A 24,305-nucleotide genomic window follows, 5' to 3' on the forward strand; every position below is an offset into this window, starting at 1 on the left:
ACATAACATTGGTAAATATTTTGATAACCTAAGCTGAAAACTTTACATTTGCCGAAGTAAAAATTAATAAACGATCATAATGAATATACCAGCTGAATTAAAATATACAAAAGACCACGAATGGGTTAAGATTGACGGTGATATTGCTATCGTAGGTATTACAGATTTCGCACAAGGTGAATTAGGTGATATTGTTTACGTTGAAGTAGATACCCTAGATGAAACTTTGGATCGTGAAGCTATTTTTGGTACGGTAGAGGCGGTAAAAACTGTTTCTGATTTATTCTCTCCTTTATCTGGCGAAATAGTTGAGTTCAATGAAGCGCTAGAAGATGAGCCAGAAAAAGTAAATTCTGATCCTTATGGAGACGGTTGGATGGTAAAAATAAAATTTAACGATGCTAGTGAATTAGAAGATTTGCTTAGTGATACTGCATATAAAGAGATAATAGGTGGTTAAAAACACTATTTATAAAGTACTTTTCATAAGCTGGATGATGTTTGTAACATTTTCCAGCTTATTTTCTTTTTCAGGAATTGGCACCTCAAGGTTCAATATTCCGCATATGGATAAGGCTGTACATTTTACCTTTTACTCGGTAATGGTAGTGCTAGGTTATTTGGCAATGCCTAAAAGCAAAGAGCAAGTGGTTGGTAGGTCTAAGTTATTGTGGTACATTGTTTTATTTGCTGTACTGTACGGCATAATTATTGAAGTAGTACAACATGTAGCTACCGCTGATAGACATGGAGATCCGCTAGATGCGCTTGCAAATTCTACCGGAGCGATTGTTGGAATGTTGGCTGTTAGATTTATATTTTTTCGGGTGCCCTCGTTAAAATGAAAATTTTAGTTGCATTTTTATGGATTAATTAGTTAAATTAGCAATCACTAAATTGAATATATATGGAACCTAAAAAGAATCCAAAGGCGGATTTAACAAAGAACAGCAGTCTTTATTTCGTTATCGGTTTGTTCGCAGTAATGCTATTTACTTATGTAGCATTTGAGTGGAAAACGTATGATGAAGCAAATGATTATGATATTTCTATGAATGTGGATGATCTTTTAGATGAAGAGGTTCCAATGACCGAACAAATAAAAACTCCACCACCTCCACCACCACCAGCTGCACCTGAAATTATTGAAGTTGTTGAAGATGAAGAAGAGGTTGAAGAAACTGTAATCGAGTCTACTGAAACTAGTCAAGAAGAAGAAATCGTTGAGGTTGAAGATATCGCTGTTGATGAAATTGAAGAAGATGTAGATGTACCTTTCGCAGTTATTGAAGATGTACCGGTTTTTCCAGGTTGTGAGAACGAAAGCGATAAAAGAGCATGTTTCAATTCAATGATTCAGAAGCATATCGGTAAAAACTTCCGTTACCCAGAAATTGCTCAGGAAATGGGTGTTCAAGGTAGGGTAAGTGTTATGTTCGTTATTCAGAAAGATGGTAGTATCGGTAACGTTAGAATGCGTGGACCAGATAAGAACTTAGAAGCTGAAGCTGCTAGAATTATCAATAAGTTGCCGAAAATGACCCCTGGTAAGCAGAGAGGTAGAGCGGTACGTGTTCCTTTTAGTATTCCAATTAACTTTAAATTACAATAGTATTTATTTACTGTTTAAATTATATAGAAAAAATCCTGAGCATCAGCTCGGGATTTTTTTTGCTTTAAACCAACAAGCTCATTGACCCTTAATCTTTTGTTTAAATCTTTGAAAATATCTGTTTTAGTTATCAGTCTTTTGATTGTCTGCTATTTCTTTCAAGTCATTTAGTTCGCATTGTTAATACTTAAAATATTCTTTTTTCATTCTATTAGAAATAAAGCTTTAAGGTTGCAGAAATATGGTAGGGGGGTTATCTTTGTAGACCTATTTAAAAAATTATGAAAACGGCTGTTGGTTCGACAAAAAGTAATGCTCTTGCTTTACTATTTGCCGATTTTAAGGAGATTACCAAAGCTAGATTGGCTATTAGTGTCGTTTTTTCTTCCATTGCAGGTTATTTTTTAGGTGCTTACGAAATACAATGGTTTCAAGTATTGCTATTGGCTTTTGGTGGGTACTGTATGGTAGGTGCTAGTAATGCATATAATCAGGTTATAGAAAAAGATTTAGACGCTTTAATGAAGCGGACTAAGAATAGACCTATTCCTACTGGTCGTATGTCTGTAAATACAGCAATGATTCTTGCCATTGTACTAACATTGATCGGTATATTTTCTCTATATCTTTTAAACCCTAAAACAGCAATGTTTGGGGCAATTTCTATATTTCTTTACACAAGTGTGTATACCCCTTTAAAAACAATTACTCCATTAGCGGTATTTGTTGGTGCCATACCCGGCGCTATACCTTTTATGTTAGGATGGGTCGCTGCTACTGATGATTTTGGTATTGAGCCTGGCACCTTGTTTATGATTCAATTTTTTTGGCAGTTTCCACATTTTTGGGCACTAGGGTGGATGTTAGATGATGACTATACCGCCGGCGGGTTTAAAATGCTGCCAACTGGTAAAAAAGACGGGGCAACCGTGCTACAGATAATAATGTATACTATTTGGATGATGGCAGTATCTGTAATTCCTGTTTTTGGTATAACGGGTAGATTACAACTTTCTATAGTTGCTGCAGTAATTATCTTTTTGATTGGGGCTTTTATGCTTGGTTTTGCTTTTCAGTTATATAGAAAAAGAGATAATGTTTCGGCAAGAAAGTTAATGTTGGCAAGTGTTACTTATATTACACTTATGCAAATAGTTTACGTAATAGATAAATTTTTAGCTTAATTATGGATTTAACACAAGGTACGGATCAAGAGAAAAATGCCAGGGCAAAAAAGATGATGCTTTGGTTTGGTATTATTAGCTTATTGATGGGTTTTGCAGGGTGGACAAGCGCTTACATTGTAAGTAGCTCAAGAGAAGACTGGTCTAGTGACATTACGCTACCAAATTCCTTTTTGTATAGCACTATCGTTATCATTATTAGTAGTCTTAGCTACATGATGGCAAAAAAGGCAATTAGAGAAGGAGAAAATTTTAATGGTACTAAATGGCTGTTGGTAACGTTAGGTTTAGGAGTACTTTTTATATTTCTGCAATTTTCAGGTTTTTCTCAATTGGTTGCCGAAGGGTATTACTTTACTGGACCAACGAGTAGTATAAAAGTATCTTATGTTTTTTTGATTGCAATGGTGCATGTGGTGCATGTTGTTGCGGGTATGATATCTTTATTGGTGGTGTTGTACAATCAATACAAAGGAAAATATAGTAAAGAGAACTATTTAGGTGTTACCTTAGGGGCAACATTTTGGCATTTCTTAGATTTATTATGGGTCTATTTGGTGTTATTTATGTTCTTTGTGAAATAAAAAGTGTATCAAAATTAGTTTTGAGTCAAATTGCGTTTTTAAATAGTTCAAAAAAATGTAAATTTGCTAAAGTTTTATTAAAACGATAATTAGTATATGAATTCTACGGTGACTACGGGAACGGAAACAAGCGTATGGGGTGGTGGCAATCAGCCTCTAGGAGCAAGCTACGGCAAATTAATGATGTGGTTTTTCCTTGTATCGGATGCGTTAACTTTCTCTGGATTTTTAGCAGCATACGGCTTTTCAAGATTTAAATTTATTGAAACATGGCCAATAGCGGACGAAGTGTTTACACACGTTCCTTTCTTTCATGGTAATTACCCCATGATTTATGTTGCACTTATGACCTTTATTTTAATTATGTCATCTGTAACTATGGTTTTAGCGGTTGATGCTGGTCATAAAATGAAACAGAATGCGGTAGCATGGTATATGTTCGCTACTGTAATTGGTGGTATAATCTTCGTTGGTTCTCAAGCTTGGGAATGGGGTACTTTTATTAAAGGTGACCATGGTGCTTTAGAAACTAAAGGTGGTAGAATATTACAATTCGTAAAAGCTGATACAGGTGAGAGAGCTTCGTTAGCAGATTTTGCGGCTTCTATACCAGATGATAGAGTTGTCCACGAAAGAAAGAACGGACTTTGGTTTTTTCAAGAGCCGACATTAACTAGCGTTTCACTAACAGAGGTTGTTGAAGGGTTTAAAGCTGATTCTAATATTTTGATCAGAACTGAACAAATCAATGAAGAAGGTGAGAAAACACTTTTAGATAGAAAAGCTTCATTGGCAAAAATAGGAGAAGCGACACAGGTTGTTGAAGGTGCTAATTTGATTCATAATGAATATGGAAGCAGACTTTTCGCTGACTTCTTTTTCTTTATTACAGGTTTTCACGGTTTCCACGTATTCTCGGGTGTAGTAATCAATATTATCATCTTCTTTAATGTTGTTATTGGTACTTATGAGAGAAGAGGTCATTATGAAATGGTTGAGAAAGTCGGATTGTACTGGCACTTTGTAGATTTAGTTTGGGTATTCGTATTTACCTTCTTCTACTTAGTATAAACCAATTAAGAAAAAAGTAGTACTGAAAATAGAATTTTAGATTATAGTAAAATGGCAGACGGACATAAATTAGAAATTTTTAGAGGACTTGTAAAGTTCAAATCTAACACACAGAAAATCTGGGGAGTATTAGCTTTTTTAACCCTTATAACTGCAGTAGAAGTAGTTTTAGGTATTATTAAGCCAGCATCTTTGACCGATACTTATGTATTGGGAATGAAATTAATCAACTGGATTTTCATTATTTTAACTTTGGTTAAAGCGTATTATATTGCTTGGGATTTTATGCATTTACGTGATGAGAAGTCTGCATTGAGAAGAGCTATAGTATGGACACCGATATTCTTGGTTATCTATTTAGTATTTATTCTTCTTGTAGAAGCAGATTATATTTATAACGTTTATAAAGATGGCTTCATAAGCTGGAATTTCTAAGTTATAATTAACAGTATTAAAAGACGGTTTTATAACCGTCTTTTTTATTTTTGTATAGTTTGTATTTTAATTGGTATTTCTGTTCAGATTTTTAAAAATGCTTCAATAACTAGTCTACCTGATTTATGAAAAAGACCTTCGTACTTGTTGTTTTATTTGTGTTACCTATTGTGGCATATTTATTCTTTGCTTCTGGGGTTACAAATTTTGGTAAGTTGTCTGAACTAACTAAAAATGTTCAAGAATTAGATTTTTCTGATCAAACGAAGTTTAAAGGTAATATTACCGTATTAGGTTTCTTAGGTTCTGATGTGGCAGGTAGAAAAGGTAATGCGTTTAATTTAAATCAAAAAATATATAAACGTTTCTACGAGTTTAAAGACTTTCAATTTGTAATGGTTGTTGCTAACGATACTGAAGGTGAGGTTGATGCACTTAAAGCAGAACTGGCTACACTAGCAGATAACGATAAATGGAATTTCGTGTCTGCTAACGATACTCAAATTAAGGACCTTTTTAATAGCTTAAAAACTGATCTTGTATTAGATGAGAATAACAGCACTCCCTATGTTTTTATTATAGATAAAGATAGAACACTTAGAGGTAGGTCAGATGATGAAGATGATGGTACTAAATATGGTTTCAATTCTAATTCTATTTCCGATTTGAATAATAAAATGATAGATGATACAAAAATCGTATTGGCAGAATACCGGCTCGCTTTAAAAAAGAATAATATTGATCAACCTGAATAATGAATAAAAAATATACATACGTTTGGGTTTCGTTAATCGTTCTAATTTTTGGCATTATTGTAGTGCCAAGAATAGTAGAAAGATTGTCTTCAGGATCAGTGGTTGAAAATGACCGTTTAAATGTTTCAGGAAAAAAAGTCGATGATAAACTTGGGTATATTTTATTAGATGGCAAGCGAAGAAAAGTACCTGCTTTTGAATTTATAAATCAAGATAGTGTCGTTGTATCTGATAAAGATTATTTAGGTAAGGTGTATGTGGTAGATTTCTTTTTCACCAGATGCCCAAGTATCTGTCCGGTAATGACAACGAACCTTGTTGACGTACAAAAGCATTTTAAAGATGCTGATGACTTTGCCATAGCATCTTTTAGTATTACCCCAGATTTTGATACACCTCAAGTGCTAAGAAGCTATAAAGAGAAATATGAGATTCAAGATGAAAACTGGAATTTAATGACAGGTGATCATGCAGGTGTATATGAATTGGCAAATGCAGGTTTCAATATTTTTGCAGCAGAAATGCCAGATGTCCCTGGTGGTTTTGAGCATTCTGGTTTATTTGCTTTGGTAGATAAGCAAGGGTATTTAAGGTCTAGAAAAGACGAGTTTGGGAATCCTATTGTCTATTATAGAGGACAAATTTTAGAAAAGGATGGCGTCAATGACCACGGTGAAACGGAAGAAATAGGGATTCTGAAAATTGATATTCAGAAATTGTTAGAAGAATAATATATTAGTATGCAGGGGAGTGTAAAAGACGAGAAAAAGTTTAATAAATTAATTGCGGTTGTTTCTATTATTATACCAATAGTAGTGGCAATTCTTTTTGGGGTTAAATTACCTAATGTAGCCCCTCTTTCATTTCTGCCTCCTATTTATGCTACAATAAATGGAATTACGGCAGTGCTATTGTTGGTGGCTGTTTGGGCTATTAAAAATGGCAATCAAAAGTTGCATCAGAATGTAATGACTACAAACATAGCGTTGTCATTATTATTTCTAATCATGTATATAGCCTATCACATGACATCAGATTCTACGAGTTATGGTGGTGAGGGTGCAATAAGATATGTCTATTATTTTATTTTAATTACTCATATCGTATTGTCTATTGCATTGATTCCTTTGGTGCTTAGAACATATGCTATGGCATATTTAAAGAAATTTGAAGATCATAGAGCATTGGCAAAGTATACTTTTCCTGTATGGTTATACGTTGCCGTTACAGGTGTTGTAGTGTATTTAATGATATCTCCGTACTATGTATACTAAACAAATATTATTATTGGTAGTAGTTTTCTTTCTGTTGATTCCAATAGATGTTGAAGCGCAATGCGCAATGTGTAGGGCGGTTTTAGAAAGTGAATCTTCTGGTAAAGCCGCAGAAGGCATTAATAATGGTATTGTTTACCTAATGGCAGTACCATATGTATTGGTTGCAGGTCTCTTTTATTTTATCTACAAAAAGATGAGGGCTTAGTTTTTTTATCAAATAGTGTAACATTCTGTCATTTGGTTAGTCTTATGATTGTGTGATACTTGTATCGCGCTCATCAATCAATCAAACTAATCAATCAATCTTATGTTCGACTTAGAACGTTGGCAAGAAATTTTCGATACTATTCGCAAGAATAAGCTACGCACATTTCTAACCGGACTTTCCGTTGCTTCAGGTATATTCATTCTAGTTATTTTATTGGGTTTTGGTCAGGGCATGCAAAATGGTATTGCCAAAGAATTTGAACAAGATGCTGCTACCAGTGTTTGGGTCTGGCCTGGTGTTACTACAATAGAATATAAAGGTATGAACCCGGGTAGACCTATTCAATTTCGTAATGAGAATTACGACATGGCGGGTGTGTTGTTTGAGGATCAAATAGAAAATAAATCGCCAAGGTTATTTGTTCGTGGCGTATTCGTAAACTACGGTAGTGAGTCTTTAGCCTATAACGTTCAAGGGGTTTCTAATCAATTTCAATTTATCGAAAATGAGTTTATGACCTTGGGTCGTTTTCTAAATCAGCAAGATGTAGCTTCTAAGGCTAAAGTGGCAATCATCAGTAATAAGATTAATCGAGAAGTATTTTCAGAACTAGAGAGCCCCATTGGGGAGTTTTTAGATCTATCTGGAATTCCCTTTAAAATTGTTGGTGTATATGGTGATATTGGCGGCGAACGCGAAGAAGACCGTATTTATATTCCTGTAAGTACAGCGCAACAGGTTTTTAATGGCGCAGATCACTTAAATAATTTATCCTATACATTACCTGCAGTAGAAGACTTCGAAACTGCCGTGGCGCAATCCATCAAATTTAAACGTGAACTTCAATCTTATTTACAAAAAGCACATACGGTAGCTCCAGAAGATACTAGCGCCATACAAGTATATAACCCCATGGAAGAGGCTAAACGCTTCTATTCTTTAATGGGAGGTATCAAATTTTTCTTTTGGTTTGTTGGGGTTTGTACCATCATTGCAGGTATAGTTGGCGTAAGTAATATTATGTTGATTGTGGTTAAAGAACGCACGAGAGAAATTGGAATACGAAAAGCTCTTGGTGCCAAGTCATGGTCAATAGTTGGTATGATTCTTCACGAAGCAATTTTTATAACCGCAATTGCAGGTTTCACGGGACTCATTTTAAGCATGGGACTGTTGGAAATTGTGGGTCCGCATGTAGAGGTAGATTATGTATTAAATCCCTCTGTAAATTTCAATGTTGCCTTAACTACTGTGTTTGTATTGATTTTCGCAGGAGCTGTTGCGGGATTTTTCCCGGCATGGCGAGCGGCTAAAATTCATGTAATAGAGGCGTTAAAAGACGAATAGTAAACGAATGAAAAAGTGTAACTAATTAAGATAGTACCATGTTCAATAGAGACCGTTGGAAAGAAATCTTAGAAGTATTATCTAGCAATGTATTTAGAACATTGGCTACTTCTTTTGGTGTGGGCTGGGGTATTTTTATTCTAATTATACTACTTGCTGCAGGTAAAGGCTTGGAAAATGGCATTCGTGCAGATTTTGGCGATATCGCTACCAATACCATGTTCATGTGGTCACGAAATACGACCATACCATATAAAGGGTTGCCAAAAGGAAGGCGCTTTAGTTTTAAGATAGAAGATGTACAATCTATAAAAGATAATATTCCCAATTTAAGATTCATCTCTCCCCGAAATCAATTAGGCGGATTTGGTGGTGGTAATAATGTGGTTCGCGGATTAAAAACTGGAGCTTTCAATGTCTACGGAGATTATCCAGAAATCATACGGCAAGAACCCATGACCATTACTTCTGGTAGGTTTGTAAATCATAATGATATTCAGGATAAAAGAAAAATTGCAGTTATCGGTGTGGGTGTACGAAACGAACTTTATGATAGAGGAGAAAAAGTACTAGGAACCTATATTAAAATTCAGGGAGTCAATTTTATGGTGGTAGGTACATACCAAAAGAAAGATAGTGGCGGTGGGGAAGAAGGTCAAAAAGAAATTTATGTACCATTTACAGCATTCTCACAAGCTTTTAATATGGGTAATGATGTTGGGTGGATGGCCATTACCGCACTAGATGGCAGTTCCATTTCTAATCTCAAAGAGAAAATTGTAAATGTCGTTAAGGAGAATAGAAAAATTCACCCCGATGATAAACGCGCTGTTGGGTATTTTGATTTGTATGAACAGTATAATCGTGTAGAAAGTTTGTTCGGTGCATTACGATGGGTAGCTTATTTTGTAGGTGTGCTGGTGCTACTATCCGGTATAATTGGAGTCAGTAATATTATGCTGATTGTCATAAAAGAACGAACAAAAGAAATCGGAATTCGTAGGGCTTTGGGCGAAGCGCCATGGTCTATTAAAAAACAAATCTTAATGGAGTCGATTTTCCTAACGATCATATCGGGCATGATAGGCATTGTTTTCGGTGCAGCTTTTATATATGGCGTCAATGCGGTGCTAGACTCCGTTGGGCCTGTAGACATGTTTGTAAACCCTAGTGTAAGTTTGGGTGTGGTAGTCAGTGCACTGGTCATTTTAATATTTTCCGGATTGTTAGCGGGATTCATACCTGCACAAAGTGCTATCAAAATACGACCAATTGAAGCTTTAAGAACAGAATAATAGTATCATCAAAATATAACCAATCAAAAAATGAAAAAGTCAACAACAATTATCATCCTGCTAACTATAGTACTAGCCTTTGGCGGGTCTATGTTCTATTTGTATTCAAAAAATGCAGAAGACCCAGTGGTATACGAAACAGAAGAACCTTCTAAGCAGACCATTATTAAAAAAACGATGGCTACGGGTAGTATTCTTCCGTTAGAAGAAGTGCTTATTAAACCTAATATATCGGGAGTAATTGAGAAGATTTTCGTGGAAGGTGGCGACTATGTGAAGTCTGGCGATCTGCTCTGTACTATAAAAGTGGTACCAAATCTAAGTGCCTTAAATGATGCCAGAAATAATATTAACGAAGCAAAAATAAACTTAGACGATCAATTGCGTAATTTAGAACGTCAAAAAGGATTGTTTGCTAAAGGGGTAATTTCTAAAGTAGATTTAGAGCGAGCTCAGTTAAGTTATGACCAATCGAAACAATCTTACGCAGCTGCTAATAAAAGATATGATATTGTAAAAACGGGTACTACTTCTGGTTTTGGTAATGCCGCAAATACACAAATTAGAGCAACGGTTAGTGGTATGGTACTCGAAGTACCCGTAGAAGTGGGTAATCAGGTTATTGAGAGTAATAACTTTAATGAAGGTACTACCATAGCAGCTATTGCAGATGTAGATAAAATGATTTTTGAAGGTAAGGTAGATGAGTCTGAAGTAGGAAAAATTAAAGAGAATCTTCCGTTAGAAATTACCGTCGGTGCCATTGAAGATAAAGTGTTCGATGCTGTTCTGGATTATATTGCTCCGAAAGGGAATGAAGAAAATGGCGCTATACAGTTTGAAATTAAAGGGACACTTAAAAAACAAGATTCGGTATTTATTAGAGCAGGTTTAAGTGCCAATGCATCCATTATTTTAGCACGTGCAGATAGTGTTTTGGCAGTAAAAGAAGCATTGGTACAATTCGATGATAAAACTAAAAAGCCATTTGTAGAAATTGCTACTGGCGATCAACAATTTGAAAGAAGAGATATTGAGTTAGGTATTAGCGATGGTATTTATGTTCAAGTAACTTCTGGTATAAAAGAGGGCGAAAAAATTAAGGTTTGGAACGAGGTAAAACCAGACGAGCTTGCCGATAACGAATAAAGTAAAATAAATAATAAAATTCATGTAACAAATTATACACGGTTTAGTCTAATGGATAGACAGTGTAAAAATTGTTCAAAATAACAACCAACATGATTGAAATTAAAGATCTTCATAAGTCCTATAAAATGGGCAAAAATTCCCTTCACGTTCTTAAAGGAATAAATTTTAATGTTGAAGAAGGCGAATTGGTAGCCATTATGGGCTCTTCTGGTTCGGGTAAATCTACCTTACTGAATATTTTAGGTATGTTAGATGAGTTAGATGAAGGTTCTTATACATTAGACGGAGTGGCTATCAAGAATTTAAATGAAACTAAGGCTGCACAGTATCGTAATAAGTTTTTAGGATTTATTTTTCAATCATTTAATTTAATTAATTACAAAAGTGCCGCAGAGAATGTAGCGCTTCCACTTTATTATCAAAAAGTAGCAAGAAAAGAACGTCAAGAAAAGGCTTTAAAATATTTAACACAAGTAGGTCTTAAAGAATGGGCAGGGCATTTGCCTAGTGAACTATCCGGTGGTCAAAAACAAAGGGTTGCAATCGCTAGGGCAATGGCAGCAGAACCAAAAGTGTTATTAGCAGATGAACCAACAGGAGCACTAGATAGTAAAACATCTTATGAGGTAATGGACCTTATTCAAAAAATCAATGACCAAGGCAATACTATTTTAATAGTTACTCATGAACCTGATATTGCAGATATGTGTAAACGTATTGTGCATTTAAAAGATGGAGTTATTATAGAGGATAAGAAAATTGAACAAGTAAGAGCTTCAAAATATGTTTAGTAGAGATAATTGGAGAGAAATTTTTCAGACTATTCAAAAGAATAAGTTAAGAACATTCTTATCTGGTTTTACGGTAGCGCTGGGGATTTTAATTTTTGTGGTCTTATTTGGATTTGGAAATGGTCTAATCAATACGTTTCAATTATTTTTTGAAGATGATGCACAAAATATAATTACCTTTTTTCCAGGTCAAACCACTAAACCTTATAAAGGGTATAAATCTGGTCGGCAGATAGAATTTGATAGATCAGATTTAGCTGATATTGAAAAAAACTTTCCAATGTTTTTGGAATACGTAACGCCAAGAATAGGGCGAACATACCTTACCAAATTTAAAAATGAATCTAACAATTACTCCACACGGGGTGTTGCACCTTCTCATCAGTTTGCTGAGAAAACCATAATCATGAAAGGTAGGTATCTAGACAAATTAGATATTCTAAAAAAAACTAAAACTGCCGTAATAGGTAGGTTAGTTGAAAAAGATTTATTTGGTCAAGAAGATGCAATTGGTAATTATATAGATGTTGGGGGTAGTGTGTTCAAAGTTGTCGGGGTTTATCAAGATGATGGTGGTGATGATGAGGAACGAAGAATTTATGTACCCTATACCACACTACAATTGATCGAGAAAAATAATGATAAAGTAGATCAGATAATTGTAGCTTTTAAACCAGAATTGGGCTATTCGGGTGCAATGGCATTAGAAAAAAGTCTTTCTACGTTTTTTAAAGAAAAGAAATATATAAACCCAAATGATCAAAACGGTATTTTTATACGAAACGTTGCTGAAGGCTTAAAGCAGACCCAACAATTGGCAAGGGTTCTACAATTGATAGTTGCATTTGTTGCATTTGGGACTATTATAGCCGGTATTATTGGTATTAGTAACATTATGGTTTTTGTGGTAAAAGAACGAACCAAAGAATTGGGAATTAGAAAAGCACTTGGGGCTACACCAAAATCTGTCATTAGTACCATACTTTTAGAATCTATATTTATAACTACCATCTCTGGTGTTTTAGGAATGTTGATTGGTATCGCAATTTTGGGATCCTTAGATAAAACTCTAGAAGACTTTTTTATTACCAATCCATATATAGATATGCCGGTTGCAATCTTTGCAACCGTTGTACTGATAATTTTTGGTGGTGTGGCAGGTTATATTCCTGCAAAGAGAGCAGCACGTATTAAACCTATTGTAGCACTAAGAGACGAATAATATGGGATTTTTATTTGATAGAAATACATGGCAAGAAATTTTTGGTTCTATTAGTAAGAATAGAACTAGAACAATCATTACTATAATTGGTGTTCTTTGGGGAATATTTATATACATAGCACTATCTGGTGCTGCCAAAGGGTTAGATAATGGGTTTGATAAAGTTTTTAAAACTGTAGCTATTAATAGTATGTTTGTTTGGGCTCAAAGTACGAGCATGCCTTATGATGGTTTTAAAACGGGTAGACCTCTTCAACTAAAATTAGAGGATGTACAAACTATACAAAATAGAATTCCTGAAGTTCAATATATAGCACCAAGAATTACACAAGGTAATTTTGGCTCAGAACCTGTATATACTGTTCGAGGGCAAAAATATGGTAGTTATGTTTTGAACGGCGATTATCCGATATACACCAAAATATCTACCAAAAAAATATATGATGGTGGTAGGTTTATTAACCAAGAAGATATTGAGCAATCTAGAAAAGTAATTGTAATTGGTGAACGTGTGGAGCAAGAACTGTATACGAAAGACGAAGATCCTGTGGGCACTTGGATCAGAGTTGGTAGTGTTTATTTTCAGGTGATCGGTGTTCATAAACTTGCGCAAGGGGTGAGTTTTGATTCTGATACGGCAATGTTTATACCCTTTACAACTTATCAAAAATTATATAATTCTGGTGATAATATTGGGTACATGTGTATTGCTGCGTATGATAATGTAGATGTAGTACAAGTAGAAAAAGATATTAAAACATTGCTTAAAAATATACATAGAGTTGATCCCGAAGATGAACGCGCATTTGGTTCATTTAATTTAGGTGAAGTGTTTTCTAAGACCATGGGCTTTGCCGACGGACTTACATTTATGTCTCTTGTTGTGGGTATAGCTACAATATTAGCGGGCGTAATCGGTATAGGTAATATATTACTTATATCAGTAAAAGAACGTACCAAAGAATTAGGTGTTAGACGAGCTCTTGGTGCAACACCGGCTGAAGTTAGAAACCAGATTGTAATGGAGTCAGTTTTTTTGACGCTGATTGCTGGTATTCTTGGTATTATATTAGGCGCAGGAGTTTTAGCACTCATAAATTCATTTACGAAAGATATAGACTTCCCATATACTAACCCTACCGTACCAATACCTTATGTAATAGGGGCATTAGTAATAATGGTGGTTTTGGGTACTTTAATCGGATTGATTCCTGCACAAAGGGCAGTTAGTATACGACCTATTGAAGCTTTAAGAGAAGAATAATTAAGAACAGTAACCAAATATTAAACCATAAACAACTATTAAAATGAACAAATTTGTAAAATATGCATTAATAGCTCTAGTAGTTCTTGGGGCTTTGTGGGCTGCAGTATTTTTTATTAAAAGTAACAGCAAATCATCAATTACCTATGAAACATCTAACCCTTTCATTTCTAATATTGAGAAGAAGACTGTTGCTACTGGTAAGTTAATACCAGAAGATGAAATTGAGATTAAACCGCAAATATCAGGAATTATTGAAAAAATATATCTTGAAGAAGGTGTAGAAGTTAAAGCTGGAGATTTAATTGCAGTGATCAAAGTTGTTCCGAACGAGCAAACATTAAATCAGGCAAAAGGTAGGGTGAATAGTGCCAATATATCTCTTAGTAATGTTAAAATAGAATACGATAGAAACAAGACCCTTTTTGATAAAGGTGTTATTTCTAGTCAAAACTTTAATGATTTAAAATTACGTTTTGATCAGGCACAGCAAGAGCTACAAAATGCACAAGCAGATTATCAAATTGTTAGAGTAGGTTCTGCAGGTGGTTCTACAAGTGCAAATACTAACATTAGGGCTACAGTTGATGGAACTATTCTTGAAATTCCTGTAGAAGTAGGTGATCAGGTAATTCAAAGTAACACCTTTAATGATGGTACTACAATTGCTACTATTGCAGATTTGAGTAAAATGATATTTGAAGGTAAAGTAGACGAGGGCGAAGTAGGAAAATTAAAAGTAGGCGCACCTTTGAAAATAAATTTAGGCGCCATTGAAGGCAAAGAATTAAATGCAAAATTAAGATTTATAGCACCTAAAGGTGTTGAAGAGACTGGTGCTGTTCAATTCAAAATTGAAGGTGATGTAGAGAATAGCGAAGATATTTTTATTCGTGCAGGTTATAGTGCCAATGCATCTTTAGTTTTAGAAAAGAAAGATAGTGTTCTTGTTATCTCAGAAGCTTTGTTGCAGTTTGATAAACAAACCGATAAGCCTTATGTTGAAGTAGCAGTAGGTTCTGTAGAAGATCAGAAATTCGAGCGCAAGGATATTGAAATAGGTATTTCTGACGGAATTAATGTTGAAATTATTTCTGGATTAACAGAAGAAGATAAGGTAAAACAATGGAATAAGACCGAGCCTATTAAAAAAGGAGAAGAGGACAGTAAGGAAGATGAATCAGAAGAGTAAAAGTCAATCAAAATACAAATCAAAACAATCAAAAAATGAAATTTAAAATAACCGTCTTTGCGTTTTTGTTCGGCATGGCAATAACCATGGCACAGCAAAAAAAGTGGACTCTAGAGGAGTGTATTGTACATGCTGAAGAAAACAATTTAAGTATTGCGCTATCTGAGCTGGATTTTGAAGAAGCTAAAATTGGTGAGTCAGATGCTTTTGGTAATTTTTTGCCTAATGCGAATGGTACAATTACTACATCTGCTAATACAGGTTTATCATTTGACCCCACAACGCAAGAACCAGTAACTACTACAATTTTAACTGCAAATGGTGGTTTAAGCTCTAATGTTAATTTGTTCAATGGATTAAGAAATATTAATAATCTTAGAAGGGCGAAGATGAATTCGTTAGCAAGTCAATATCGTTTAGATGATTTAAAAGATGATATTAGATTAAATGTAGCCTTTGCTTATTTAAATATTATTTCTGCTAAAGAAACATTGGTTACACAGAAAGCGCAATACGCGGTCACTGAACAAGATATCAAGAGAACTACTGAGCTTGTAGATGCGGGTGTTTTACCGAGGGGAGATTTATTGGAAATTGAAGCTACGGCTGCAGGTCAAGAACAGCAAATTGTACTAACTGAAAATCAAGTGATTATTTCTAAAATTAGCTTAGCTCAGTTACTTCAAATAACTGATTACAGTAATTTTGATATTGCAGAAATTGATATAGATGTGCCACAATCAGAAATTTTAATTCAAACTCCAAAAGACATTTTCTCAAAGGCATTATCGTTTAGAAATGATATTAAATTCTCTGAAACTAATGTTGAACTAGCCGAACAGGATTTGAAAATTTCAAAAGGAGCTTTATTACCTACACTTGTCGGGTTTTTTAATTACAACACCAGGTATTCTGATCAAGAGCGGTTTAATAATATTACAGGTGTTTTGGAACGAGAAAGTTTCTCAAATCAGTTATGGCAAAATGACGGAATTTCATATGGTGTTCAATTAAATGTGCCAATTTTTAATCGCTTTGCAAATAAGAATAATATTGAACGTTCTGAGATTAATATTTTAAGATCAGAATTGCAACTAGAGCAGACTAAGTTACAGTTAGAAACTGATATCAATCAATCTTATGTTGATGTAAAAAGTTTTGCTAAAGCCTATGAAGCTGCACAGAAAAATTTGGAAGCAACAAGATTAGCATACGATTATTCAAAAGAAAGATATGAAGTAGGATTATTAAATGCTTTTGAATTTAGTCAAACACAGTCAAGAGTAGATAATGCTGAAGCTGATGTAATTCGGACTAAATATGATTATATTTTTAGAATAAAGGTATTGGAATTCTATTTTGGTATTCCTCTTTCTTTAAACTAAAGAAACATACAATTATAAAAGCCTGTAACATTTTCATGTGTACAGGCTTTTTCATTTTACAGTAAGTAATACCTTTGCAACATGGGCGTAATATTAAATCTAGAGACTTCATCAACTAATTGTTCGGTGTGTGTTGCTAAAGACGGAGTTATCCTTTCAATGAAAGAGTTGAATTCTGTAAATTATTCACATGCAGAGAAACTACATATTTTCATAGAAGAGGTAATGAAAGAGGCTTCTTTAAAAATGGAAGATTTAGAAGCTGTGGCAGTCAGTAAAGGTCCGGGTTCTTATACGGGTCTGCGAATTGGTGTTTCGGCGGCAAAAGGCTTGTGTTATGCATTAGGTATCCCGTTGATTTCGATTTCTACATTGAAAAGTATGGCATCCCAAGTTAAAATTAAGAATGATGAAGTATTAATACCGGTTTTAGATGCCAGACGTATGGAAGTATATTCGTCAGTTTTTGATAATGAGCTTAATGAAATAAGAGAAACTAAAGCTGAAATAATCGATGAGCATTCTTTTCAAGACTATATCAATAAAAAGCATGTTCACTTTTTAGGTAGTGGAGCAGAGAAGATAAAAGAATTATTTCCTTTAGAAATGATTACCTACCACTGCGAAGTTGTGCCATCAGCAAAAGAAATGGTAACTATTTCATCTGATAAATATAAAATAGCTGACTTTGAAGATGTCGCTTATTTTGAGCCATATTATTTGAAAAATTTTATGATACAGACCAAAAAAGCGAAAGCTTAAAGTGATATATAATAAGAAAGCCCTTGAGTAATCAAGGGCTTTCTTATTTTTTGTGAATTATAAATTAACTTTTCATCTGCGTAACCACTCTCTGTGGGAATGGTATTTCAATACCTGCAGCGTCAAAACGATATTTTATTTCTTCTAACACATAAAAATGTGCAGCCCAAAAATCTGCGTTATTTGCCCAAAAACGTAAGGTCAGATTTACCGAGCTATCTCCTAGTTCACCTACATATACTTCTGGTGCGGGAGTCTTGTGTATGGTTTCATAATCATTACATATGGCTAAAAGAATTTCTTTGGCTTCTTTAATGTTGGATGTATATCCAATACCTACATCAATTTTATCTCTTCTTGTATTTTGTGCGTTGAAATTGGTGATGGTGTTGTTAGAAAGTTGACCATTTGGTATAATAGCTATCTGATTACCGAATGTGCTCACCTTGGTGGTGAAAATCGATATCTCTTTTACTGTTCCATCAACTCCTTGGGCAGAAATAAAATCTCCTATTTTAAAGGGTTTGAATAATAAGATTAGCACTCCGCCAGCGAAATTTGCCAAAGAACCTTGCAAGGCTAAACCTATAGCCAAACCTGCAGATGCTAAAATGGCAACTAGTGAACTTGTTTGAACCCCTAACTGGGTAATCACTAATATGAAAAGTATTATTTTTAGAGCAATGCTTATGAAGCTTTGTAAGAATGTTTCTAGCGCTAAATCATAATCTTTATTTGCAAAAAATTTACGTATCATTTTATTTATGAAACGTATGACATAAGTACCTGCAATTAATAGAAATATTGCCCATAATATACTAGGTAGTACTTCCCATAGCCAAGCTATCGCATTATCCGCATGTTCTTGCAGATTCATTATTTTATCTAACATAACTTTTATTTGTTTAAACTGCTAAATCGACCAGTAACTTGTAACCTATAATTGATATGAGGCGAATAATTGTTAAGTGATAGATGAAACGAGATTTAAAGCTCTGCTAGGTTCTTCTACCGGCATTTGACAGCTACCGTGATTACAAACGTAGATGAGCGTCTTGTTCATTACATACCTATTCATTAACAAAGGTAAGTTGCTATTTTTAGCATTTGAAGCAGCAAATATAGCGTTTGGCAGATAGTTCTTCATGAGGGTTTGGCATATGAGTTCAAAGTTTTCACCGATAACGACCAATTCATAGAAATTCTCACTCATTAGCTGTGCTAAGTGAAGCCAATTGGCATGATTTTGAGGATTCTCGGTGATAGATGATTTCATAGTTTTCATCATTTGATGCAAACGAATATCAAAATTATCTTCAGGGAAATATTTTGACAGTTTATGTAAATTATGTGCCATCATTGAATTAGAAGAAGGAATTACGTTATCTGCAACTTCCAGAGTCTTTCTAATAAGACTGTGTTCGTTTTTAGATGTAAAAAAGAATAATCCTGTGTCAGCATCTGAGAAATTTTTAATTACATATTTTGTTAACTCCAAACTATGATCAAGCCATTTGTCATCAAATGAAACTTCATATAACCCTATGAAAGCATCTATAATGGAGGCATAGTCTTCTAGAAAACCATGAATAGTACTTTTTCCATTTTTGAAGTTGCGGTATAAGCCACCATCTTCGGTGGTCATATGTTTTAGAATAAAATTAGCATTTTTAATAGCAAGACTTAAATACTTATCGTCTTCTAAATATCTGTAAGCATCTGTAAGTCCTTTTAAGGTCAAGCCATTCCAAGAGGTTAAAATTTTATCATCTAATCTTGGTTTGTTTCTTTTTTCTCTTTCTACTTTCAATAGTGCAAGAGACTTGGTAATTATTTCTTGCAATTCTACTTTGGTGATAGAATGGTTCATTGCAATAGCTAATGCTTCTGAATCTCTAATCAATACATAGTTATCATCTTCCCAGTATCCATAAGAGTTAATGCTGAAGTAATCGGCAAAAATAGGGTAATCGTTTTTTAGTAGTTCTTTAAGTTGATTTTCTTGCCAAACATAAAATGCACCTTCTACTAATTTGTTGTTATCAGTAAAGCTATCGGCATCTAAAGAAGAGTAAAATCCGTTGCTTTTATCTAATAGTTCTTCTTCTAAGAAAGTGATGCTTTTTTCAACGACACTTTTATAGAGGTCATTCTTGGTATTAGCATATGCATTTGCGTAAAGACTAATTAACAACCCGTTATCATATAGCATTTTTTCGAAATGGGGTACATGCCATTTCGTGTCTACGGAATATCTAGAGAAGCCGCCGCCAACATGGTCAAATATACCGCCCCAGGCCATTCTTGTTAGGGTAGTGTTTACATATTCATTTACAGTGCTATCTTGTTTTGCGTGAGAATAGTATTGTAAAAAGTTGAGATTGGTAGGCATCATAAATTTTGGTGCCCGTTTGTATCCTCCTAAAAAGGTGTCGAAATATTTGGTCCAATCATTAACCATTGTATCAATTTCAGAATCTTCAATTAAATCTTGATTGTCACCTGTGGTTATCGCATTGATTTCTTTTAGTCCTGTTGCCATGTTTTCGGCATACCCAATAATCTTATTAGGATCATCAAGATAAAGTTGTTGAAGTTGATTCAATACTTGTATCCATTCTTTTTTTTTGACGAATGTTGCGCCCCAGAAAGGTCTGCCGTCGGGTAGTGCAAGAATGTTTAAAGGCCAACCACCACTACCTGTCATCATTTGTAATGCATCCATATAAATATGGTCGATATCTGGTCTTTCTTCCCTGTCAACTTTAATATTAATAAAATGGGCATTCATTGTTTTGGCAACTTCTTCATCTTCAAAACATTCATGTTCCATAACATGGCACCAATGACAAGCTGCGTAACCAATGCTAATAAGTATTAGTTTTTGTTCTTCTTTGGCTTGTTTTAAAACATCATCATTCCACGCTTCCCAATTAACCGGGTTATGGGCGTGTTGCAGTAAATATGGACTACTTTCTTTAATTAGATTGTTAGTATGCTTTTGTGGGGTAGGCATTGGGTGTATTTTAGTTTTAAAACAAGAAAAGCGCCATTTGGCGCTTTTAATCCTTTGAGGTAATTGTTATTTCACTTCAAAAGTGATTTTCACATTTACTCTATAATTTTTGATTTTTCCATCTTCAACAGTAGCACTTTGCTCGTTGATGTAAACCGACTTAATATTCTTTACTGATTTAGATGCTTCAGAAACTGCTTTTTTCGCTGCGTCTTCCCATCCGTTGTCAGAATTTGCTAATATTTCAATTACTTTTAAAACTGCCATAAATAATGATTTTTAGATTTATTTAAAGTTACAAAAATTGAAGGCAATATTTAATTCATTTCAATGGATAATTAACCGTTAAGCGCAACTACCTCATTTACTTTGTCTCCCATCATATTTTTTAGCATTGTCTCGATACCGTTTTTCAACGTGAAAGTTGATGATGGGCAACCGCTACAAGCTCCTTGCAAAATAACATTAACTGTTTTGCTTTCTACATCGTATGATTGAAACATGATATTGCCACCATCACTTGCTACGGCTGGTTTTACGTATTCTTCTAAGATGTCAACTATTTCTTGAGAGGTTTCATCAAGCGCTATTGTGCTTTCTGCCGATATAGTTTCAGATACTTGCGCTTCTGCACCAATTGCTTTTGCGTTATCAGCAACAATTTCTTTACCGTCAGCGATGAAATTTCTAATTACTTCGCGTAGTTCGATGTTAATATCGTCCCATTCTGCAACTTCATATTTGGAAACAGAAACGTAGTTCTCATCTATAAATACTTGTTTTACGAACGGAAACTGAAATAGCTCCATAGCCAACTTGGAATCTCTAGCTTCATCAATATTCTTGAATTCGAATGCCGATGCTACAATTTTCTTGCTTACCACAAACTTCATCGTAGATGGGTTAGGTGTAACCTCGGCATAAACAGTTACCGGCACTGGTTTATCCATGTCTTCTTCAATAACAATAGGTTCGCCAGCATTTAAATACTCAACTAACTGTTGTGCTACTTCATCTTTCACATCTTCCCATTGAACAATATCATAACGTTCCAATCCGATAAAATCACCAGAAATATAGACTGTTTTTATAAAAGGCAAATGAAATAATTGCTGAGCTAAAGGTGAATTTTTAGCATCGTCAATATTCTTGAATTCATAATTTTTTCGTTGAACTAAAATGTGATTAGTTTCGAACTTTAATATATTTGGGTTATTGGTCTTAACGACCGTAATTGAATACTCTTTCATCTCTCAAAAATTTTAAGCAAAAATACAAAGGAAATCTTAGTTTGTACCTACATAATAATGTTGAGGTTAACTCGTTATAAACTTTATATTAGTGAAACTAAACCCTAGTTTTAAAGTCCCAATATGAAATACCATATACTTCTATTGTTTACCGTGCTTATGATTGGTTTAAAATCTACTGCACAAGAAGGTATTCCTGTTTATTTCGATTATTTATCTGATAACTATTATTTAGTTTTTCCTTCAATGGCCGGTATCGGTGAAGGTGGTAAGATTAGGGCTACGGCAAGAAAACAATGGTTCGATGTCGATGATGCGCCAAGTTTACAGACGATAAACGCTCATTTTAGATTGGGAGATTCCCCGAGTGGTATTGGTGCAATCATATTTAATGATGCAAATGGTTACCATTCTCAAACAGGATTAAAATTAACATATGCCCACCATTTAAGAATGGGTGGCGATGATGTTAGGCAGTTAAATCAACTTTCTTTCGGATTAAGCGCAACCATATTACAAAGCAGTTTAGATGAAACTGAATTTAGGTCTGTTACACCAGATCCAGCAGTATCTGGTATTAAATTAAGTTCTTCTTACACTAATGTTGATATCGGGATTTCATATAACTATCAAGAATTTTACACGCATTTTGCCGTGACCAATGCACTAACAGGCAGTAAAAGAAATTTATATTACAGAGATAGACAAGATAATCCTGAAGAGTTGGTTATTGATATTATTAGACGTTTTTTAGTTTCTACAGGTTATGTTTTTGGAAGAAGTGAATGGCAGTTTGAGCCTTCCGTTTTATTTCAAATGACTGAATTTACCAAAGAGAAAAGTTTAGATATTAATGCTAAGGTTTATAAAGATGTAGATTTTGGTCGTATTTGGGGCGGACTCTCGTATAGAAGAAGTTTTGACGGAGCACAGTTTCAAGATGGAGCTTCTTTCGGGGAACAACGTTTACAATTAGTTACGCCGATTGTTGGTGCGAACTTCAATAATTTTATGGTTTCTTATAATTATTCTTATCAAATGGGAGATATCCGTTTTGATAACGGGGGATTTCATCAAATTACCTTAGGTTATGATTTCGGTCAAAAAGAACGTAAGTACGATTGTTATTGCCCAGCAGCAAATTAAAAAGGTCTGCCCGTAATTGGGCAGACCTGGCATTTTATTATTCCCAACTGTAATCTTTTGTCTTAGCTTGTTTTTTAATTGCTTTGATCATAGCATTTTCAAGCTCTCCTGATTTTTCATCTTTTTGATGTGCAGAAATATAGGCTAATCTTTTCTTGTTATATTCTTGTATCTCTTTTTGTATCTCTTCTCTTTCACTCTTTTTGTCATCTACATACTTTTTTATCTCTTTTTCATTTTTGCCTTGTAGCTCTTCTGGTAACTCATCGTTTTCCACAGAACTTATTTCGAATTCGGCATCATCGTAGGCATCAACCAAATCCCATTTTTTATTATTGTAAAGTCTAGAACTTTTGCTCACCGCTCTTTTTACAGCAACGGCTTCTTCCATTTCTAATGCATTACTGTCTTGTACTTCTTGTGCGATAATTTTTGATTTACCCATAGATCCGTAAGAAACATATGTGGTATTTAATCTTGAATTCAGTTTAATAATGATATCGTCATAAGGGGTATTGATATGAACAACTTTCTTGTTATGATCAATAGCCATGTATTCTCCGCCTGTTAATGAAGCACCGTTTTTCCAATCGGTATTTATTCCCAATTCATAATTTCCGCAGAAAATAGTATTTACCACTACATCTTTCTCATTGGCATTTGCTAATGCAGTTCTGTAGTTATATCTACCTTGAGTAAATGGTTCGTTACCGGCTATGAAAATCATTCGCAGTAAATCGGGATTCTTGTTCCATGGTAATTGGTGTAAAGAGGTTTGCAGTACTTTACCACAGTATTCTTCACCACCATTGGTAGTCAAAGAAAATAGTTTTTCTGAAATCTCGTCTAAATCACTACTAAAACCTAATACTTGCTGAATGTATCCTTCGTTAGCAGAAAGGTTATCATTGCCATATTGGTATAATGCAATTTGTAAATTTGGTCTGGTGTCATTACCACATTTGGCATAACTAAACTCGTTTACAATATCCCAAAGCTGAGATTTTGCTTGATTTATCAATCCGTCCATACTATTGCTAGTATCTAATAACAGGGCTATTTGAACCGTGTTCGTTTCCTTAGGTTCATTTGGTTCAATTGTTTCTGTAGCTTGGGCAATCAATTCAATAGGTTTTTTCTTATCATTAGTATTACATGCGAATACGGTAGTTAAAGTAAGAAGTGCTATGCCGAATGATCCAAGTTGCTTAATCGTTTTCATAATTTTATGTTTTAAATTCAATGCTAAACTAAAGGCAAAGTATTTCTCTGAATAACGAGAATGAGCGAACTGTCCGTTTCACTTAGTAAAGTGGCATTGGGAGTTTGTAAACCCGTGAAATGGTTGTTTAGATTA

At 34.4% G+C, this 24,305-nt stretch carries 26 protein-coding genes; 21 read left to right on the plus strand and 5 right to left on the minus strand.

What is annotated here, in order from left to right:
- Nucleotides 1–79: 79 nt before the first annotated feature.
- The 20 genes from gcvH to tsaB all read left to right on the plus strand — a co-directional run bounded on the left by gcvH (nt 80) and on the right by tsaB (nt 17,536).
- Complete coding sequence (gcvH, locus tag CLV90_RS04580; RefSeq protein WP_133686317.1) at nt 80–460, plus strand: glycine cleavage system protein GcvH; 381 nt, start codon at nt 80–82, stop codon at nt 458–460.
- Between the two features lie 37 nt (nt 461–497).
- Nucleotides 498–845, plus strand: a complete 348-nt coding sequence (locus tag CLV90_RS04585; RefSeq protein WP_208295093.1) for a VanZ family protein — start codon at nt 498–500, stop codon at nt 843–845.
- A gap of 62 nt (nt 846–907) precedes the next feature.
- A complete protein-coding gene (locus CLV90_RS04590; RefSeq protein ID WP_133686319.1) occupies nt 908–1,612 on the plus strand; it encodes an energy transducer TonB in 705 nt (234 codons plus the stop codon).
- Between the two features lie 281 nt (nt 1,613–1,893).
- Nucleotides 1,894–2,796 (plus strand): heme o synthase, encoded by a 903-nt coding sequence (cyoE, locus tag CLV90_RS04595; protein ID WP_133686320.1) that lies wholly within the window; start codon nt 1,894–1,896, stop codon nt 2,794–2,796.
- A gap of 2 nt (nt 2,797–2,798) precedes the next feature.
- Complete coding sequence (locus tag CLV90_RS04600; RefSeq protein ID WP_133686321.1) at nt 2,799–3,380, plus strand: cytochrome c oxidase subunit 3; 582 nt, start codon at nt 2,799–2,801, stop codon at nt 3,378–3,380.
- Between the two features lie 96 nt (nt 3,381–3,476).
- Complete coding sequence (locus CLV90_RS04605; protein ID WP_133686322.1) at nt 3,477–4,451, plus strand: cytochrome c oxidase subunit 3; 975 nt, start codon at nt 3,477–3,479, stop codon at nt 4,449–4,451.
- Nucleotides 4,452–4,502: 51 nt separating this feature from the next.
- The gene (locus tag CLV90_RS04610) at nt 4,503–4,886 is read left to right on the plus strand and encodes a cytochrome C oxidase subunit IV family protein (RefSeq protein ID WP_133686323.1); all 384 of its coding nucleotides are present in this window, start codon (nt 4,503–4,505) and stop codon (nt 4,884–4,886) included.
- Between the two features lie 125 nt (nt 4,887–5,011).
- Nucleotides 5,012–5,641 carry a thioredoxin domain-containing protein gene (locus tag CLV90_RS04615; protein WP_133686324.1) on the plus strand — a complete coding sequence of 210 codons (630 nt, stop codon included), beginning with the start codon at nt 5,012–5,014 and terminating at the stop codon, nt 5,639–5,641.
- Entirely contained in the window at nt 5,641–6,372 is a 732-nt protein-coding gene (locus CLV90_RS04620) for an SCO family protein (RefSeq protein ID WP_133686325.1), read from the plus strand. Before CLV90_RS04615 ends, CLV90_RS04620 begins: the two co-directional genes overlap by 1 nt.
- Nucleotides 6,373–6,381: 9 nt before the next feature.
- Complete coding sequence (locus tag CLV90_RS04625; protein WP_133686326.1) at nt 6,382–6,915, plus strand: DUF420 domain-containing protein; 534 nt, start codon at nt 6,382–6,384, stop codon at nt 6,913–6,915.
- The gene (locus CLV90_RS04630; RefSeq protein ID WP_133686327.1) at nt 6,905–7,123 is read left to right on the plus strand and encodes a hypothetical protein; all 219 of its coding nucleotides are present in this window, start codon (nt 6,905–6,907) and stop codon (nt 7,121–7,123) included. Before CLV90_RS04625 ends, CLV90_RS04630 begins: the two co-directional genes overlap by 11 nt.
- Before the next feature lie 102 nt (nt 7,124–7,225).
- A complete protein-coding gene (locus CLV90_RS04635; protein ID WP_133686328.1) occupies nt 7,226–8,473 on the plus strand; it encodes an ABC transporter permease in 1,248 nt (415 codons plus the stop codon).
- Nucleotides 8,474–8,511: 38 nt separating this feature from the next.
- Nucleotides 8,512–9,768, plus strand: a complete 1,257-nt coding sequence (locus CLV90_RS04640; protein WP_133686329.1) for an ABC transporter permease — start codon at nt 8,512–8,514, stop codon at nt 9,766–9,768.
- Nucleotides 9,769–9,798: 30 nt separating this feature from the next.
- Nucleotides 9,799–10,917, plus strand: coding sequence for an efflux RND transporter periplasmic adaptor subunit (locus CLV90_RS04645; protein WP_133686330.1), 1,119 nt, complete (start codon nt 9,799–9,801; stop codon nt 10,915–10,917).
- Nucleotides 10,918–11,009: 92 nt separating this feature from the next.
- On the plus strand, nt 11,010–11,711 hold the full coding sequence (locus tag CLV90_RS04650; protein ID WP_133686331.1) for an ABC transporter ATP-binding protein: 702 nt from the start codon (nt 11,010–11,012) through the stop codon (nt 11,709–11,711).
- Nucleotides 11,704–12,933 carry an ABC transporter permease gene (locus CLV90_RS04655; protein ID WP_133686332.1) on the plus strand — a complete coding sequence of 410 codons (1,230 nt, stop codon included), beginning with the start codon at nt 11,704–11,706 and terminating at the stop codon, nt 12,931–12,933. The genes CLV90_RS04650 and CLV90_RS04655 overlap by 8 nt, the downstream gene beginning before the upstream one ends.
- A gap of 1 nt (nt 12,934) precedes the next feature.
- Nucleotides 12,935–14,197 (plus strand): ABC transporter permease, encoded by a 1,263-nt coding sequence (locus CLV90_RS04660; protein ID WP_133686333.1) that lies wholly within the window; start codon nt 12,935–12,937, stop codon nt 14,195–14,197.
- A gap of 43 nt (nt 14,198–14,240) precedes the next feature.
- Nucleotides 14,241–15,389, plus strand: coding sequence for an efflux RND transporter periplasmic adaptor subunit (locus CLV90_RS04665; protein ID WP_133686334.1), 1,149 nt, complete (start codon nt 14,241–14,243; stop codon nt 15,387–15,389).
- 35 nt (nt 15,390–15,424) lie between these two features.
- Nucleotides 15,425–16,774, plus strand: a complete 1,350-nt coding sequence (locus tag CLV90_RS04670; protein ID WP_133686335.1) for a TolC family protein — start codon at nt 15,425–15,427, stop codon at nt 16,772–16,774.
- 81 nt (nt 16,775–16,855) lie between these two features.
- Nucleotides 16,856–17,536, plus strand: coding sequence for a tRNA (adenosine(37)-N6)-threonylcarbamoyltransferase complex dimerization subunit type 1 TsaB (gene tsaB, locus CLV90_RS04675; RefSeq protein ID WP_133686336.1), 681 nt, complete (start codon nt 16,856–16,858; stop codon nt 17,534–17,536).
- 64 nt (nt 17,537–17,600) lie between these two features.
- Here tsaB and CLV90_RS04680 read toward each other — a convergent pair whose 3' ends face one another.
- From CLV90_RS04680 to CLV90_RS04695, 4 genes are all read right to left on the minus strand, one after another.
- Nucleotides 17,601–18,428: a mechanosensitive ion channel family protein gene (locus CLV90_RS04680; protein WP_133686337.1), complete on the minus strand. Its 828-nt coding sequence runs from the start codon at nt 18,426–18,428 to the stop codon at nt 17,601–17,603.
- Nucleotides 18,429–18,500: 72 nt separating this feature from the next.
- On the minus strand, nt 18,501–20,552 hold the full coding sequence (locus CLV90_RS04685) for a thioredoxin domain-containing protein (protein WP_133686338.1): 2,052 nt from the start codon (nt 20,550–20,552) through the stop codon (nt 18,501–18,503).
- 66 nt (nt 20,553–20,618) lie between these two features.
- Entirely contained in the window at nt 20,619–20,819 is a 201-nt protein-coding gene (locus tag CLV90_RS04690) for a dodecin family protein (protein WP_027064938.1), read from the minus strand.
- 71 nt (nt 20,820–20,890) lie between these two features.
- A complete protein-coding gene (locus CLV90_RS04695) occupies nt 20,891–21,802 on the minus strand; it encodes a NifU family protein (RefSeq protein ID WP_133686339.1) in 912 nt (303 codons plus the stop codon).
- Between the two features lie 123 nt (nt 21,803–21,925).
- Here CLV90_RS04695 and CLV90_RS04700 point away from each other — a divergent pair, with 123 nt between their 5' ends.
- Nucleotides 21,926–22,948 (plus strand): PorP/SprF family type IX secretion system membrane protein, encoded by a 1,023-nt coding sequence (locus CLV90_RS04700; protein ID WP_133686340.1) that lies wholly within the window; start codon nt 21,926–21,928, stop codon nt 22,946–22,948.
- 37 nt (nt 22,949–22,985) lie between these two features.
- Here the strand turns inward: CLV90_RS04700 and CLV90_RS04705 are convergent, their stop codons facing one another.
- Complete coding sequence (locus CLV90_RS04705) at nt 22,986–24,170, minus strand: vWA domain-containing protein (protein ID WP_133686341.1); 1,185 nt, start codon at nt 24,168–24,170, stop codon at nt 22,986–22,988.
- Nucleotides 24,171–24,305: the final 135 nt, after the last annotated feature.

Origin of the sequence: Maribacter spongiicola (assembly GCF_004364165.1) — a bacterium.
GTDB classification, from domain to species: Bacteria; Bacteroidota; Bacteroidia; order Flavobacteriales; family Flavobacteriaceae; genus Maribacter; species Maribacter spongiicola.